This window comes from Lysobacter sp. Root604 (genome assembly GCF_001427505.1).
Lineage (GTDB): Bacteria > Pseudomonadota > Gammaproteobacteria > Xanthomonadales > Xanthomonadaceae > Lysobacter.
The window spans coordinates 211,039-226,242 of record NZ_LMGS01000001.1 but is presented as its reverse complement, the minus strand read 5'-3'; the positions used below and the strand labels follow the sequence as shown (position 1 = coordinate 226,242).

Sequence of the window (15,204 nt, the reverse complement as noted above, 5' to 3'; positions counted from 1 at the left end):
CTGGAAAGCCGTAGTTTACCGGCAAGGCGGCCGGCCCGCGACTGCTTGACAGCGGAACCGACCGGCCGAATCGGGCGCAAAGCCCGTCCTGACTGGCTTTCCGCGCTCGGGGCCGAGCTGCCAGCCCCCGCCGCGAGCCCGCTCCTACCCCAAGGCGGCGGTCCCGGCGCCCTAGGCCAACTTCGCGCCGCGCTCCACCAACAGCGCCCGCAGCACCGACCGGTGGCAATGCGCCTCGTCCTCGCAGTAGCAGCCGACCGAGAAGTCGGTGTGTAGAGATAGCGTCGCCAGCAACTGCAGCGCATGGCTGGCGTCCGGCGCGGCCATTTCGGCCTTGTACCTGCGTACGAAGGCGGTCCATTGCGCCGGCGTCTGCGCGGCCTGGGCCTGCTTCATGGTGTCCAGGCTGGGCGCGAGATTCGGGAACCAGACGTCGTACCAGTCCTGACGGGCGAACTCGCTCTTGGGTACGCCGCGTGGCGGCCGCCGCACCGTGCCGATGCGCAGGCCCTCGCCGGGCGCGCGCGGGCTGCCGAGTCTGACGATGCGTACGGCCATGGCGGCCTCCTAGGCGGATCCAGTCCCAACGCGTCCCGGCGCTCGCGCGGACAGGCCGGGCCAGGTGCGTCGCGCATCACGATAGCCCAGGGCGATACCGCCAGCCAGGACCGCGCAGCACAAGGCCATAAAGATCATGTCGCCCAGATACGCATCGAGCGCTTCACTCGGCGTCATATAGACCAACTGGTCGTACTCGCACAGTTCCGTCCACACCAGCACGAACAGGATCAGCGCCGGGACCATCAGATAGCGCCCGGCGATCCAGCCAGCGACCATCCCGGCCAGGCCCAGGAAGCCCAGTCCGACCAGCCAGAGCCAATCCGGGCCGCTGCCGTCGAGGTCGAAGCTGATCAACACCGCCAGATACATGCCGCCCAGCTGGACGCACAAGCCGGCGACGACCCGCGCCAGCGCGATCAAGATCCGCTTCATACATCCTCCCGGCGTTCGCCGATGTCCCAGGTCGCGGACCAATCTATGCCCGCAGCCACGGCGCGCGGCGTACTTGCCGGCAGCGATCGACCAGGTAGCGCGTGCGTGTACCCGCGGCCCCCTCGGGCGCTACCCGAAACCGCGCGCGGCGCGGCGTCCACGGCGGGGCCGCGCGAAAACGCGCGGTCCGCCCTACTCCACCACGCCCACCATCGGCCCCAGCTTGGGACCGGAGTCGTAGCGGTGCAGCGCCGGCGCGTACAGGCCGGAGATCGCGCCATCCAGGTAGAGCGCGTCCGAACACTTCAAGGTGTCGCGGAAGTACTGCGCGAATTCGTAGAAGGTGACCGGATCGTCGCTGATCACGAAATAGGCGATCTCGCCGTCGACCCCGACGCCGTTGCGGATCTGACGCGACTTCGAGCCTGGGTCGAAACGCGGGTGGATCGCGCCTTGCTGCAACAGCAGCGGCCCGGACTGCGTGGCCAGACGCACGCCCGAGGCCAGCGCCGGATAGCGCGAGGATTCCACGACCTTGGGGCCGTCGGCGCCGAGCAGGAACACCCCGTTGGGCTTGAGGTAGAAGTTGCCCTCGCCCTCGGCCAGGTTCAGCGGCGCAAGCTGGCGGCCATCGGCCACGTACAGCCCGACCGGCGCGTAGTCGGGCTCGTACATGCCGGCGTTCATGGCGAAACGCAGACGCTTGCCTTGCGACTTCAACCAAGTATCCAGACGCTTGAGCCGATGCAGCGGCGCGCCCTGCTCGTCGTGCAGGAACAGGCGCAGATCCTCGCTGCGGGTGTCCACGCGCATCACGGTGTAGCGCGGCTCGCGCGCGTGCGCCAGGCCGAAGAACGCCGCGAATGCGAACAAGAACCCTGCTTTCATGAGGCCCATCCTAACGCCGGATCGCCGCCAGGCGATCGTCGCGGCGGCACCCAAGACGATATCGGCGAGCTTGTGGGTCATCGGCGGTCTCCAGCCCTGGCGTCCTCAACACGATCGCCCGTGCCGCGTCGAGCACCAAGGACGCGGCGGTGCATCGATCCGCGCTGATGCAGCGGCCGCACGCCTGCGAAAATCCAGAGCCGTGGCTTACTCCCCACGCTCCGAAATGGCCGACGTTATCCGGTTCTGCGCATTCAGCTCCTCGAGACGGAACCACATCATCCGAATCCGCAGATACTCGATCACGTTGTCCAACTCGAGCCCGCGCGCCATGGTCAACTCGGTCTGGGCATCGTAGTAGCGGGACCAGGCCACCTGGCTGGCCACCAGCTTCTCGCGCTGCGCCGGTGGCAAGCTCCGGCTCAAGCGGCAATAGGTGTCGTCCAGCTGGTGCTGGACGCGCTCACGGGCTTCGCGCAGGCAGCGCATGCTGCGGCCAACCGGATCGTCGCTCCTTTGCGCCTCTTCGGCGCAGGCGCGCAGCATTTGGTCGTCCGTAGGCGCCTGAGCGGTCTCGGCGGGCGCTCGCCCGGCGATCAAAAGCAGGCCGAGCAGCCATGCCGGTTCAAGTTTCATCGTGCCCCCTGTTGCCGGCATTCTCCGCCGGCGCGGGGATCCACCTCAAGGCGGCTGGCAGGCCATGCGCCGAATCGGGCCGCGTCAGCCGACCGAAATACTCCGCGCATCCGACATGGACGTCCGCGCCGCTTCGATCAGATCGTCAATTTCAGCACCACCACCCCGATCAAGCCTGCGCACATTGCAATGAACGGCAGGCCGATACCCAGGAATTCCATGGCGCGAGCGAGCGACCGACTGGACGAATCGAGGTACGCCAAGAGCGCGGCGAAGAACGCCGCCGAGAACAGCGTTATGGACACCACCACCGACACGATCAACCACAGCAGGCCCAGCAAGCCGCAACGCACGCCGCCGACGGCATCCGACGAGCCCGTGTCCAGCGCCCATAGCACCGCATAGGCCAGCAGCGGCGTCGCAAACGCGGTCGCGAAATACAACCACGAACGCGAACGCGGCGACGCAAGCAGGTCCGACAGGCGGTCGATTCTTGACATACCGCGCATCCTAATTCACTTCCGGCGGATCTTCGCCCGACGGGACGGGCCCGCGAGTCGCCCGCTCACGCCCACTCGACCTCAGGCACCCACAGCCGGGTCCAGCGGCCGATTTTCTGCTCCCGGCTCAAAAGCTGCGGCGAAGCACCGACCGCCGGGGCGAAAGCGTCGCGCTCGTCCAGGCAGCCAGCGTTGACCGCCGCGTACATGCGGCCGTCCTGCTCGTAAGTCACCGCCACCAGCACGCCGCAACGCCCGCACAAGCGGAACAGGGCGGCCTCGGAGCCTTGGCGGTACGACAACAAGGCCTGCGCGTCGGCCACGGCGATGCGCAGCGCGCCGGCCGGGTCGGAGACATAGGCCGCGCCATGCATGCGGCAGAAGCTGCAGTCACAGGCGCGCGGATGAGTGTCCGCCGGCACCGGCGCGCTGGTGTAGACAAGCCGCACCGAACCGCAGTGGCAGCCACCGGCCAGCGAGGATGCAGCCGATAGGGGGCTCGACATCGCGCTCATCCCACCAGGAGGTCGAAGATCTGGGCGCCCGAGGAAAGATCGGCGCGGTAGAACTCGGTGTAGCCGCAGGTCTCGCAGCTCACGTACTTGAACTTGTTGGTCGATACATCCAGCACCGAGGAGACCAAACCGCCGGCGGCGCGCAGCTCGCCTACGGTGCAGGACTCGCCGTTACATTTGACGCAGCGGAAGGATGACATGCCGTTCTCCTCGGGTTGCATGGTCAGGGGGTGCAACGATGGCTCGCGAATTCCATCAACCTTTCGGTCAGCGAGCCACCCTCCTGCCACCGGATGTCGAGTATCACCCAGCGCCCGCGCTGCTTGCCCAGCAGCACTGCATCGGTCCAGCGCACCTCATCGTCGACTAAAGCGACCCAGACCCTTGCGACATCGCGGTCGACCCGCTCAGTCGCCGCCACCATCGCGTCGGCTTCGTCCGCACCCCAAAAAAAGGGGTTCTGATCGAGCATGTAGGGCTTGATGCCGCGCGGGGTGATGCGTGCGCAGGCGTTCTCGTACACGTCGTATGCGGCCAAAGCCCGGTAAAGATCCTCGCCCAACAGCGGAGCCATCGTCGCGAACCGCCCCTGTACGGGCTCGGGTCGGTCGGGATGGATCGCCAGTCGATAGAAATCCGCCGCCACTTGGGCGGGGCGCTGACCGGCCATCACGGCGATGGGCGCAGCAAGCATCGCGAGGACGAACCCGCACCGAAGAAGTTTCACGCGCCCAGTCTCCCATCCAGCTGCGGGCGAGACGCCCGGCCTGAGCCAACTATCGGGCTAGCAGCGCCGAAACGGCAAGTATCGGCCGAGGGTTCCAGCGCTCTCCGTCCCAACCGCGCAGGTCGCAACTAAGACAGCGCGACCGCCACGCCTGCGAGGTAACACAGCAGCGAAATCGCGATACCGATCAGCGGCGCCCTGAACCAGTAGATCTTGGCCACCACGAACAAGGTGCCCAACATCAACGCGCCGACCGTGAGCAGATAAGCCGAGGAGAAGAGCACTTCGGGATGCGCGATGGCGAGATATCCGTAGATCAGACCATACAGTATCGCTGCCAGGCTGTGACTGACATTGAAGCCGACCCAGAAACCCCACATGCTGGCCTGCCGGGTGATGCCCGGCGACACCTCGCGCATCCGCGCCTCCAGCGCCGGATCGCGCGGGCGCAGCTTGGGGCCGACGAAGGTGATGACCAGGTGGATGGTACCGAGCGTGAGCAGCACCGCCGCGCTCACGACCAACAAAAGGACGGCTATCACTGAGCACGACTCCCGATCGCGAATTGTCCGAACCCGACCTGCGTTGCCACGTTAGTTTAGCCCGTCGATACCGAAGCCGAGCCACCGCGCGGATCGAAGGGCTGCGTCGCTTCCGCCGGGGCGCGCTACTCGCGACGGCCGTCAACAGGCGCATGATATCCGGACCCGATCGATCCAGGTTTCAGGGAGTCGCCGGATGACCAACACAGACACGAACGCTGACGACCACGAGCGCTACCGGACCTTTCTGGAGACGGTGGTGTCGTCCGGGCGCCTATGGGGGATCTGGCGCGGTGAAACCTGGGCTACGGCGGACGATCCCTCCGGCCGCCGCAGCGCCTTGTTTCTGCTGTGGCCGACCCGGAGTAGCGCGGAGGAAAGCCTCAAGGCCAACCGTGCCGCGTTTCCGGGCGAGGCCGACGTCGATGCCATCGAACTGGGTACGTGGCTGGAGGCGTACACCGACGAGCTGATCCAGCGCTCGGCCAGCCCCTTCGTGCATCCGGACCTGCGATTGAACGGCTCGATCGTCGACCCGGAGGATTTGCGCAAGGACCTGATAGCCGTGCAGGGCGGTTTGCGTCTGCAGGCTACGGATTTGAATAAGCTGCGAAAGAAGATCGAAAGCCAGACGCGAAGCCAGGCGCCGCACGCGATCGCGCCGTCGGACCGGTCCAGACCTCGGGAACCAGGTACATGACAGATCCCGCCTCCACTCCAGCCTGTCCGAAATGCGCAAGCGCCGCGCATACGCGCCCCAAGCTGTTGCTGATCGAGCCGTTCGACTCCGCGCATTTCGAGCAGGCTCCCGACACCCGGTTTGGCTGCGAATGCCATGGGCAACTCAGCGTCGACGGCCTGAAGCCGCATGCCGTAGCCGAGGCACCCCTGCAGCAATTCGTGTCTGGCCTCTACTGCCAAGCCTGCGCCATCGGCTTCGTCCCGGATGAGATGGCCAAACCTGCGCCGCAACGGTGGATGCCAACGCCACAGGGGTTTCGTCCGATCCAGCCGGACGGCTCGCTGGGGCCACCCCAAGCGCGCATGGGCGAAGGCCATAGCGACGCCGAATAATCCGAAGTAGCGCCCTTCCCTAGGTGTCGTAATCCCCATCCCAGGGCGGATTGAAGGCCATGTAGTTGCCGGGCTCCACCGTCACGGTGATGTAGGGCTCGTCGTTGCCGTCGTCCTCGTCGCCCGGATCGAAGATCAGACCGAACGGACGACCGAAACGCTCCACGCTGAACGGCGCGACCTTGATGTCGGCGAATTTGTACTTGCCCAGGCCCGCCAGCAGCTGCGCCGTGAATTCCTGGATCGCGGTCTTGGTGGTAAGCCCCTGCTCGTGCTCGCTGTAGACCTTGGCTTCCTTCAGCAAGCCGAACTCATCGAAAAGATACAGCGCGATGTACTCGCCGCCCGTTTCGGAGCCCAGCCGCGGCACGAACGGGAAGGTCAGGAAGAACTGATCGCCGCCGGCGGTCTTGCCGACGTATTGAGCGTGATAGTCGTCGTGATTGATCCGAACGAAGCGCGGCGGCAAGCCCGGGACGTACTCGGGAACCGCGCTCAAATCGCCTTCCAGATAGCCCTTGCGCCGTTTCGCCAGGACCTCCTTCTCGGCCTCTCGCAGCGCCGCGCCGGCGTCGTCGAAGCTGGCGCGCGTCTCGCGCGGCTTGGCACCGATACGGCCATTGGTGGTGACCACTTCCTTGCCTTGAACCTCGACGGTCCAGTACTTGTTCGACTGATCGTCCTGCAGATAGAACTCACGCCGTTTCATTTCGCCCCCACGCGAAGCATCAGAACCATCCTCAAAGACCGATGCTTAACCTATTTGTGCATCGACGTCGTCCGAGCACACGACTGGATTCGCCCGATCGCTAGCCATGATCGGCACGAATCTGCCAGAGAAAGCTTGCGATCAAGCCGACCACGCCGACCGGAACGCAGATCGCCCACTGCGCGGTCTCATTAGGCACTACCGATACGGTCAGCCAGCACAGCCCAGCAGTCACAGCCAGGCCGACGTACATCCTCCAGGACATCAGCAGGTCGCCGATGGCGAGAATCAGATCCAACAAGCCCAGCATCGTCCATTCTCCGTTCAACCCCCAACGGGATCCGTGGCGACGGAATCCCGATCTACCCGCCGCCGTCGCGCCGCAACACTGCCTTCGTGGTCTCGTGATCGATCGGCGCCGAAGTATGCTCGTGGAAGACCTTCCAGGTCTCACCGGTCCAACGCATCGCCACGGTGATCCGGTTGTCTAGCGACCGCAGCCGCTGGCCGTCTGCGGAGTAAGCCGTGTAACTGAGCAGGGCGTGGCCCACGGCCAGCGCACCGTCCACGCTGGCCTCGACCTCGTCGAAGCCGACCACGACATAGTCGCTGCCCAGCGACCCGAACCACTCCGTCGCCATTTCGCGCCAGGCCTCGAGGCCGCGCAGCGACCAGCCGCCCCACATATCGAACACCTGCAGGTCGTCGGCGTACATCGTCAGGAAGGCTTCGACGTCCTTGGCGCGCACGGCGGCTTGGTAGGCACTCAGCACCTGATGGAAGGGAGTGGGCTCTGGATTCATACGCATGCCGTCGCTGGCGTGGGTGCCAGCTGCGGAATGTAGCGGCAAGCCGCAAGCGTGCGCCACCGTGGCGGCGCTCAGACCTTGCGCTTGCGCCGAATCGCGCTCCATTGCCAGGCCAGGCCCACGCCGACGCCAGCCAGCACGATCAGCACCGACACGGCGGCGGCCAAGGCATCGTCCGGAACTCGGGGAGGGAAAATCAGCAGGGCCGCGATCGCGGCCAGCACCGGCACGTGGAAGCGCCACATGACCGTGGCGTCCAGCGCGGCGAGGATGTGCTCGGTCGAAGGCCGCATGTCGGCATCTCCGTTTGCCGGTAGCGCGCCGGCGCGCGCGACGGCAGTGTCGCCTTAACGAGTCGGGCGCGCCCTGGCGGACGCGCCCGACCGTCTGGAACTCAGCGCTTGCCGTCCTCTTCCTCGGGCTCGACGGTGGGATCGGCGGCCTTGTCCTTCTTCTTGTCTTTCTTCTTGTCCTTGGCGGCTTGCTCGGCCTTGGCCTTCTCGGCGTCTTCGGCCTTCTTCTGGGCCTGCGCGGCGGCCTGCTCGGCCGTCGGGTTCTGGGCGGCGTCCTGCGCCATCGCCAACGGCGCCACCAGGGCGGCGGCGATCAGGCTGGGAATCCAATACTTGCGGGTGGTCATGGTGCGGTCCTCCGATGTCGTGGGGCTCACAGGAAAGGCGGGACGCCTAGGCCGCTCCCCTCAGCGACGGCGCGACCGTAGCGGCTGCTTCCCTGCTCGCGACTGAACGGCCAAATGTTAACCCGTACGGACCACTCATTCCGGGTCGTCGCTGCCTTCGTACGGTTCCCTAGACCAAGCGTCTTGCGGGCTGGCCCTGTAGGCGCACCACCCTGGCGGCATACCGGCCAGATCAAGCAGGCTTGGATCGCGGCCGATCATGCAGCCCAAGCACACCAACTTACAGTCCGCTGACGCGCTCGTCGTGCCGCACATGAATTGCCATTCGCCGTCGTGGTCGTGATACACCTCCAAAATAGGAAGCGTTCCTTCGATGACATGCCTGGTCGTGAACGACGCGCTGTTGACTGGAACGTCGAAAGGCCAGTCTGCCTCACCAAAGCCGTGATCGTGTCCCATCGTCCGTGCCCGACTTGATTGAATAGTTGGAGGGCGAGCCCTCAATCCCAATAGATCGTACAGACCTCGTAAGAAGCGGCGGACTCTCGCCCTATGCGCCATCAGCCACCATTTCGGCAGGACTCAATCGCATCCTGCGTCGCCCTCCGGGTGACCTCGCTCGCTTCCTTGTTGGCCACATCTGTTATCCACAGGTACTTCTGGCCCGTGGAAGAGCTTACAAATCGATTAATTGCCGTGATCTCAGCTCGACTGAACTGGATCGGACCATCGATGACCGCCCCTTTGCTTCTATAGAACAGTTCTCGAGCGTACAAACTGTAGCGAGCCCCTGGATCCGACCCGCTGAACGCGTTCATTTCATCAAGCTCCTCTTGAGTCAGCGTGGAGCGTAGATATGCCTCATACGCCGGCGCCATCGAGCCGCCATCAATACTCATAACGCAATCGCTGAATTTTCGCCCCGCGCCGGGGTCGTTCTTGACGGCAAGCCTTAGTCCTGCAACCGATTGCTCGGACAAACTCCTCGCCGCCGCACCAGGTAGCTCATTCGCTGCGGTAGCGACGCTCGCCAGCAGTAAGAAGACAAGCATGACAAAGCCTCGACGTCGTCTCATATATCCCCACTATAGGACCATGCGCAGCCCCGCCTCTAATGAACGGCTGGACTCACCGATTCTCGAACTGCTTCTCTGAATTCCTAAGCACCTATTACAAGCGCCACATGTTCGGCGACAGCGTCGCTACGAAGCCCAGCCTTACAACACCTGAACATCGCCGCGCGAGACCCATCCGACGCCTGAGTCCAGCCCACTCGCGAAGCGGTTTGGACAGAGTGAAGCGTAGTAGTGCCTACGGTGTATTGAGCTGTGAAAGCTCGACACAGTAAGAACGTCCACCAGCCGTCTTGAATTCAACTCGACAATCGTACGCTACAGACCCGCCGGGCACGGGCAATGGGTCGTTGGACCGTGAATAAGTGTCTTATCGGAGCGAACCTGTCGCACACCCATTTCCTAGGAGTTACCTCCACGAAGCCTTTTGGCTCCAGGGAACTTCCTACGACCCACCGAAAGGCCGAATCAAGCTCTTCTTTGGATAGAAACGACATTTCCATCTACGGATCAAGCGCTGAACTTGGCCAGCTCACGACAGCGAGCGAGCCCGGATGAATTCTCAGAACGCACGCCAGACGGCATACACGCCCCACGCTACCGATAGCGCCACAGACACACGAGCCAGCCCACCCCACACGGGACTGTTCGCATTGTGGGCGCAACGCCAAATGCTCACCAAGGCAAAAACCATATAGAACAAGAGCATTGCGACTAATAGCAGGCTAACCGACAGGCTCGACAGGGCGGAGTATTGGCGGAGTGGCGCAAGCACAAAGGCAACCGCGCCAAAGGCCGCCAAAGCCACGAATTGCCCGAGGACGCCTACCAGCCAGTAGGCTTGCCAGAGGCGCGCGGAGCCTGACCAACAGCGAGCGAAGAAATTTTGACTGGATGCCGATGGGGTTGAATTCACTGGGAATGCTCTACGCCTGAGTCAAGCCGGCCCGGGAGGCGGATTCTGCTTGAACGAATTGTTTGACTGCACGAGCCACTGCCTAACTCTCTCGTGATGCGGGCCCCATGCATCCCAAGCCGACTGCGCCCAGCGCCTCACCATTGCCGCATGCGCCGACGTTTCCGTCGCCTGCAGAACGTCATGTACCGTGACGGCACCCAGCGCCGAAGGTGGCTCGAGCCAACTAAACGTATGCTTGATCCGTCCCGCGGCGAGCATGGCCTCATTGGCCCTGTCGGGCGCCAAGCCATGCTCCAGGAACAGGCAGAGCCGGATCAAGTGGACCCCGACGGACTGGATGCTTTGTCGGCAGGGGCTGCCTGGATGCTGCACCGCATAGGCATCCACGCTCAATCTGTGGATCGATAGCAATGCGGGTTCGCTGTATTCGCGCGCCAAGACCTCGCCGAAGGCCGCCCAGCAGGCCGGCGACGACACCATATAGGGATGCATCGGGCCAGCGCGCCGAGGGAACGCAGCGCCGCAACCTGGGCATGTTTCAAGGTTCATGCGTGGTGCCGGCGCGATCTAGCGCCTGAATTAGGCCGAATCGCGAAACGGCTTCGGCGTGCATGAATGTTAGGCGACACCATGACGACGGCGCCGAACAAGAGCCGCAATAACCGCCACTTGCCAGAACAGCCAAAGCGCAAGCCAAGCAACGGCGAAGGGCCAAACCGCGTACATGTAATGGACACCCTCTCGCAGTGTCCTTGCAACCAGCGCCCCATCCAGAAAGACCGCGAGCACGGCAAGCAATACCAAGCCGAGCCCAGGGCCTCGGTTGGTATACACAACCGAGACGCAAGGGTAAAGGACCAGGGACATAAGCCCGAACGGCAATGCGGAGTTCCAGCCGTGTCCACCGCCGGCCGCCATGAGCGACAGGAGAGCTGAAAGGAGTCCGAGCGCAATTCCGGCGATCAAATATTTGAGCATTCGAAGGAGCCGTTGATACGCCTGATGTCTGAACTAAGCCCTGCCCATAAGGGGGTTCGGCTTGAGTGAGTTGCCAGGCCACATGCCCACGCTCTTCCAGTCCGAACATTTTTCAGCCGGGTCTATGAGTTGCGCACGCCAAGCGCCGGTCAGAGGATCCCAAGCTCTTTGGTCCATCAAAATGCGCCCGTCGAGTAGCGAAAAGGTAAGCGAGTAGTAGTCGTTGGTCGAACTGCGCATGTGGTGCCACGAACCACTGGCTTGAACTTGTGAAACGTTCTTCAGCTTAACGAGAATGCATCGATTGAGATTGATACTGAAGCGCGGTGACGTTATCCGAACTTGCGTCCAAGCCTGCGAACTGGCCGGATCACGGGAATGTGCACCTTAACCGGCCCATAGGTCGCGGGAATCGCGCTCAGAGTGCCATCTGCCTTAATGGGCAGTATCCGGTTTTGGTGGGCAGATACCGAGCCTGTCACAAGCGAAAACACCACAGTTGCCGCGAGCTGTTTCATATGGCCCAAGCTGGGCCACAAGGATCGAGCTGCGCAGAAGCGCCCGGCATTTGCCCGCAGCCTGAGACCGTCGGTTTCGGTCCGGTTGACATTCAGAACCCCAATCGGTGAAGCAAGTGAGTCAGCTCGAATTGCTGGCAGGGCGCCTCCAGCAGTGCCCCGTCCTCGAGAATCCCCATCTCGAAACCTCCTTCGACATCCTCGTAGTAGAGCAGCCCCTCGGGAAGCTCTGCTACCACCAGAACGGACCCCATGGCGCCGTACCTGCGTATCGGGACGGCGTAGAACGGTACGCGCCGAGTAGCGAATGCCTCCCGCTCTGAGGGCGAACACGCTTCAAGTTGCTCCACAACCAGCAGCTCCAGCTCCGCGACCGTGATCGGCTGCCATGCACCCAATGCGGGACCCCGAACAGGATCGGATGCGGCTGGCTTCGCAAGCGCGCGCCATCGCAGCAAGGCCCATATCAACATGGCGAGCGCCAGTAAATTGACGCCCACCTTCCCGGCGTCTATCCAGCCCAGCGTGATGTTCAGATGCACGCCAAGCCAGACCGAGTAGAAGAACCAAGGGGTCTGAAATGAAGGCACTTGAGCGGCAAAGACCGCGATACCTAGCGCTCTGGCCCAAGACAGATTGCGGAAAGAGCCGACGCCCGCGATGAGCGCCGCCACGATGGCGGGGGCCAGAACCAGCAAGACGCCCGTCGAGAGCCCGCCTAAGGCCGCGAGCCACAGTGTCGTGGCGATGCCGGCAAGACCTTGAAAGATGAGAAATACAGCTATGAACTTGTCTTGCTTGGTCATCGACCGGCCCCCGCAACCCTGCACGCCGCCAAGCGCGCCGCGCGAGGCCCATGCCATTCACTTTACGGTGTTGCGAGGAGCCGACGGCACCGGCTGGACGACCCCATCGACCGGATGGGCGCGCACCACCCCCAGCTTGACCCCGCCCCACCCCGTCGCCATGCTCGCTGCGCTCACTCAGGGGACCTTCCATGCGCCGTCTGGCTATTTCGTTCATGTTGTGTCTGGGCCTTGCGGCCGTCGCGCCGGTTTGGGCTGGCCATACCGGGGTGCCGGTGGGGCAGATCCGGATCGACGAGCTGATGGGCGATACCCAGAAGACCGGCGGCGGGATCGGCAGCAGCGAAATGATCTGGTGGCTGCCGCCGCAGCTGTGGGCCTATGTGCTGGACCAGCAGAGTGCGGGCGCCAAGGGCGCGACCAAGCAGGCGACCCAGGAGGCGTCTGCGCAGTTCCTGGACCTGTTTTCCCGGCATACGGTGATCGCGGCCCTGCGGATCAACAATGAGACCCGGGACATCAGCTTCACCAGCGAGGCCGATCTGCGCAGCCAGCTGAAGCTGGTCGACATGCATGGCGGGGTGCACCGGCCGATCGCGGCCGACAAGGTCGACCCGGCCCTGAAGGGGCTGCTGAACACGATGAGGCCGCTGCTGACCAGCATGATCGGTCCGGCGGGCGAGAATATGCAGTTCTATGTGTTCCCGGGCCGTACCGCCGACGACAAACCCGTCGCCGACCCGCTCGGGGATGGCAAGATGCTGGTCCGGCTGGACCGTAGCGAGTTCAGCTTCCGCCTGCCCCTGGGCGGCCTGTTGCCGGCGCGGCGCGACCCCGCCAATGGCGAGCTGTTCCCGGGCGGCTACCGCTACAACCCCTACACCGGCGCCGAATTGCAGGCCGTCGGCGCCGGGCGCTAACCGATTCCCCCTTTGCTTCACTACCCCATGCAGGTTTCATGAGCAGTCGTTACAACGCCGCCGATATCGAAGTCCTTTCCGGCCTGGACCCCGTCAAACGCCGTCCGGGCATGTACACCGACACCACCCGGCCCAACCACCTGGCCCAGGAAGTGATCGACAACGCCGTCGACGAAGCCCTGGCCGGGCATGCGCGCAGCATCGAGGTGATCCTGCACGCCGACGGCAGCGCCGAGGTGTCCGATGACGGCCGCGGCATGCCGGTCGACATCCACCCGGAGGAGAAGATCCCCGGCGTGGAGCTGATCCTGACCCGCCTGCACGCGGGCGGTAAGTTCAGCAACAAGAACTACACCTTCTCCGGCGGCCTGCACGGCGTCGGCGTCAGCGTGGTCAATGCGCTGTCGACTCTGGTCGAAGTGCACATCAAGCGCGACGGCAACGAATACCGCATGACCTTCAAGGACGGCGACCGCGCCACCCCGCTGGAGGTGGTCGGCACGGTCGGCAAGAAGAACACCGGCACCCGCGTGCGCTTCTGGCCCGACGCCAAGTACTTCGACACGCCCAAGTTCAACCTGCGCTCGCTCAAGCACCTGCTGCGCGCCAAGGCCGTGCTCTGCCCTGGCCTGAGCGTGAAGCTGCACGACGTCGCTAGCGGCGAAACCGCCGAGTGGTACTACGAGGACGGCCTGCGCGACTACCTGCGCGGCGAGCTCGAGGGCCGCGGCGAGCTGCTGCCGCCGGACCTGTTCGTCGGCCAGCTCAAGAAGGACACCGAAGTGGCCGACTGGGCGGTGGCCTGGGTGCCGGACGGCGAGCTGGTGCAGGAAAGCTACGTCAATCTGATCCCGACCGCGCAGCACGGCACCCACGTCAATGGCCTGCGTACCGGCTTCACCGACGCGCTGCGCGAGTTCTGCGACTTCCGCAATCTGCTGCCGCGCGGCGTCAAGCTGGCGCCGGAAGACGTGTGGGACCGGGTCGCGTTCGTGCTCAGCATCAAGATGACCGACCCGCAGTTCAGCGGCCAAACCAAGGAGCGTCTGTCCTCGCGCCAGGCCGCCGGCTTCGTCGAGGGCGCCGCCCACGATGCGTTCTCGTTGTGGCTGAACCAGCACACCGAACTGGGCGAGAAGATCGCCCAGCTCGCGATCGAGCGCGCCGCGGCGCGTTTGAAGACCGAGAAGCAAATCGTCCGCAAGAAGATCACCCAAGGCCCGGCCCTGCCCGGCAAGCTCGCCGACTGCACCTCGCAGGATCTGTCGCGCACCGAGCTGTTCCTGGTCGAAGGCGACTCGGCCGGCGGCAGCGCGCGCCAGGCGCGCGACAAGGATTTCCAGGCGATCCTGCCGCTGCGCGGCAAGATCCTCAACACCTGGGAAGTCGCGTCCGGCAGCGTGCTGGCCTCGCAGGAAGTGCACGATCTGGCGGTCGCGATCGGCTGCGATCCGGGCAAGGACGACATCACCGGCCTGCGTTACGGCAAGGTCATCATCCTGGCCGACGCCGACTCCGACGGCCTGCACATCGCGACCCTGCTGAGCGCGCTGTTCCTGCGCCATTTCCCGGCGCTGGTCGCGGCCGGCCACATCTTCGTGGCGATGCCGCCGCTGTTCCGCGTCGACGTGGGCAAGCAGGTGTTCTATGCCCTGGACGAGGAAGAGAAGCGCATCCTGCTGGAGAAGATCGAACGCGAGAAGATCCGCGGCGCGATCAACGTCACCCGCTTCAAGGGCCTGGGCGAGATGAACGCCTCGCAGCTGCGCGAGTCGACCATCCACCCCGACACCCGCCGCCTGGTTCAGCTGACCGTCGACGACGGCACCGAAACCCATTCGCTGATGGACATGCTGCTGGCCAAGAAGCGGTCCGGCGACCGCAAGCAGTGGTTGGAGACCAAGGGCGATCTGGCGACGCTGGAGGTTTGAGCGTCGCCGCGTTTTCAGGAGCCGCC

General features: G+C 64.2%; 22 protein-coding genes. 4 read left to right on the top strand and 18 right to left on the bottom strand.

Going from position 1 to position 15,204, the window contains the following annotated elements:
- Positions 1-171 precede the first annotated feature (171 nt).
- The 9 genes from ASD69_RS01110 to ASD69_RS01070 all read right to left on the bottom strand — a co-directional run bounded on the left by ASD69_RS01110 (position 172) and on the right by ASD69_RS01070 (position 4,801).
- Positions 172-558, bottom strand: a complete 387-nt coding sequence (locus tag ASD69_RS01110) for a DUF488 family protein (protein WP_056172826.1) — start codon at positions 556-558, stop codon at positions 172-174.
- Positions 559-567: 9 nt separating this feature from the next.
- On the bottom strand, positions 568-993 hold the full coding sequence (locus tag ASD69_RS01105) for a hypothetical protein (RefSeq protein ID WP_056172825.1): 426 nt from the start codon (positions 991-993) through the stop codon (positions 568-570).
- A 192-nt stretch (positions 994-1,185) separates the two neighbouring features.
- On the bottom strand, positions 1,186-1,881 hold the full coding sequence (locus ASD69_RS01100) for a phosphodiester glycosidase family protein (RefSeq protein ID WP_056172824.1): 696 nt from the start codon (positions 1,879-1,881) through the stop codon (positions 1,186-1,188).
- A gap of 207 nt (positions 1,882-2,088) precedes the next feature.
- A complete protein-coding gene (locus ASD69_RS01095; RefSeq protein WP_162250596.1) occupies positions 2,089-2,517 on the bottom strand; it encodes a lysozyme inhibitor LprI family protein in 429 nt (142 codons plus the stop codon).
- A gap of 137 nt (positions 2,518-2,654) precedes the next feature.
- Positions 2,655-3,017: a hypothetical protein gene (locus ASD69_RS01090; RefSeq protein WP_056172818.1), complete on the bottom strand. Its 363-nt coding sequence runs from the start codon at positions 3,015-3,017 to the stop codon at positions 2,655-2,657.
- Between the two features lie 65 nt (positions 3,018-3,082).
- A complete protein-coding gene (locus ASD69_RS01085; RefSeq protein WP_056176382.1) occupies positions 3,083-3,523 on the bottom strand; it encodes a GFA family protein in 441 nt (146 codons plus the stop codon).
- 5 nt (positions 3,524-3,528) lie between these two features.
- Positions 3,529-3,732, bottom strand: coding sequence for a zinc ribbon domain-containing protein (locus ASD69_RS01080; protein ID WP_162250595.1), 204 nt, complete (start codon positions 3,730-3,732; stop codon positions 3,529-3,531).
- 23 nt (positions 3,733-3,755) lie between these two features.
- A complete protein-coding gene (locus ASD69_RS01075) occupies positions 3,756-4,259 on the bottom strand; it encodes a hypothetical protein (RefSeq protein ID WP_157489205.1) in 504 nt (167 codons plus the stop codon).
- A 128-nt stretch (positions 4,260-4,387) separates the two neighbouring features.
- Complete coding sequence (locus tag ASD69_RS01070; RefSeq protein WP_056172809.1) at positions 4,388-4,801, bottom strand: hypothetical protein; 414 nt, start codon at positions 4,799-4,801, stop codon at positions 4,388-4,390.
- A 196-nt stretch (positions 4,802-4,997) separates the two neighbouring features.
- On the opposite strand from ASD69_RS01070, the gene ASD69_RS01065 reads away from it, so the two are divergent.
- Together ASD69_RS01065 and ASD69_RS01060 are read left to right on the top strand one after the other, a co-directional pair.
- Positions 4,998-5,501, top strand: a complete 504-nt coding sequence (locus tag ASD69_RS01065) for a DUF2750 domain-containing protein (RefSeq protein ID WP_056172807.1) — start codon at positions 4,998-5,000, stop codon at positions 5,499-5,501.
- Positions 5,498-5,875 carry a hypothetical protein gene (locus ASD69_RS01060; RefSeq protein ID WP_157498880.1) on the top strand — a complete coding sequence of 126 codons (378 nt, stop codon included), beginning with the start codon at positions 5,498-5,500 and terminating at the stop codon, positions 5,873-5,875. Before ASD69_RS01065 ends, ASD69_RS01060 begins: the two co-directional genes overlap by 4 nt.
- A 19-nt stretch (positions 5,876-5,894) precedes the next feature.
- Here the strand turns inward: ASD69_RS01060 and ASD69_RS01055 are convergent, their stop codons facing one another.
- The 9 genes from ASD69_RS01055 to ASD69_RS22570 form a co-directional block, all read right to left on the bottom strand.
- Positions 5,895-6,584 (bottom strand): WGR domain-containing protein, encoded by a 690-nt coding sequence (locus tag ASD69_RS01055; protein WP_056172802.1) that lies wholly within the window; start codon positions 6,582-6,584, stop codon positions 5,895-5,897.
- Between the two features lie 100 nt (positions 6,585-6,684).
- A complete protein-coding gene (locus ASD69_RS01050; RefSeq protein ID WP_056172800.1) occupies positions 6,685-6,894 on the bottom strand; it encodes a hypothetical protein in 210 nt (69 codons plus the stop codon).
- Between the two features lie 52 nt (positions 6,895-6,946).
- Positions 6,947-7,387 carry a nuclear transport factor 2 family protein gene (locus ASD69_RS01045; protein ID WP_157498878.1) on the bottom strand — a complete coding sequence of 147 codons (441 nt, stop codon included), beginning with the start codon at positions 7,385-7,387 and terminating at the stop codon, positions 6,947-6,949.
- Positions 7,388-7,464: 77 nt separating this feature from the next.
- The gene (locus ASD69_RS01040) at positions 7,465-7,686 is read right to left on the bottom strand and encodes a hypothetical protein (RefSeq protein WP_056172797.1); all 222 of its coding nucleotides are present in this window, start codon (positions 7,684-7,686) and stop codon (positions 7,465-7,467) included.
- Between the two features lie 101 nt (positions 7,687-7,787).
- Entirely contained in the window at positions 7,788-8,033 is a 246-nt protein-coding gene (locus ASD69_RS01035) for a hypothetical protein (protein ID WP_056172795.1), read from the bottom strand.
- 560 nt (positions 8,034-8,593) lie between these two features.
- Entirely contained in the window at positions 8,594-9,085 is a 492-nt protein-coding gene (locus ASD69_RS01025) for a hypothetical protein (protein WP_157498876.1), read from the bottom strand.
- Positions 9,086-10,043: 958 nt separating this feature from the next.
- Positions 10,044-10,574 carry a DUF5946 family protein gene (locus ASD69_RS01020; protein WP_255357203.1) on the bottom strand — a complete coding sequence of 177 codons (531 nt, stop codon included), beginning with the start codon at positions 10,572-10,574 and terminating at the stop codon, positions 10,044-10,046.
- A gap of 69 nt (positions 10,575-10,643) precedes the next feature.
- Positions 10,644-11,003, bottom strand: coding sequence for a hypothetical protein (locus ASD69_RS01015; RefSeq protein WP_056172786.1), 360 nt, complete (start codon positions 11,001-11,003; stop codon positions 10,644-10,646).
- Between the two features lie 610 nt (positions 11,004-11,613).
- Positions 11,614-12,327 (bottom strand): hypothetical protein, encoded by a 714-nt coding sequence (locus ASD69_RS22570; protein ID WP_235567125.1) that lies wholly within the window; start codon positions 12,325-12,327, stop codon positions 11,614-11,616.
- Between the two features lie 191 nt (positions 12,328-12,518).
- Between ASD69_RS22570 and ASD69_RS01005 the strand changes: the two genes are divergently transcribed.
- Together ASD69_RS01005 and parE are read left to right on the top strand one after the other, a co-directional pair.
- Positions 12,519-13,247, top strand: a complete 729-nt coding sequence (locus tag ASD69_RS01005; protein ID WP_157498872.1) for a hypothetical protein — start codon at positions 12,519-12,521, stop codon at positions 13,245-13,247.
- A gap of 38 nt (positions 13,248-13,285) precedes the next feature.
- Entirely contained in the window at positions 13,286-15,178 is a 1,893-nt protein-coding gene (gene parE, locus ASD69_RS01000) for a DNA topoisomerase IV subunit B (protein WP_056172779.1), read from the top strand.
- Positions 15,179-15,204 lie beyond the last annotated feature (26 nt).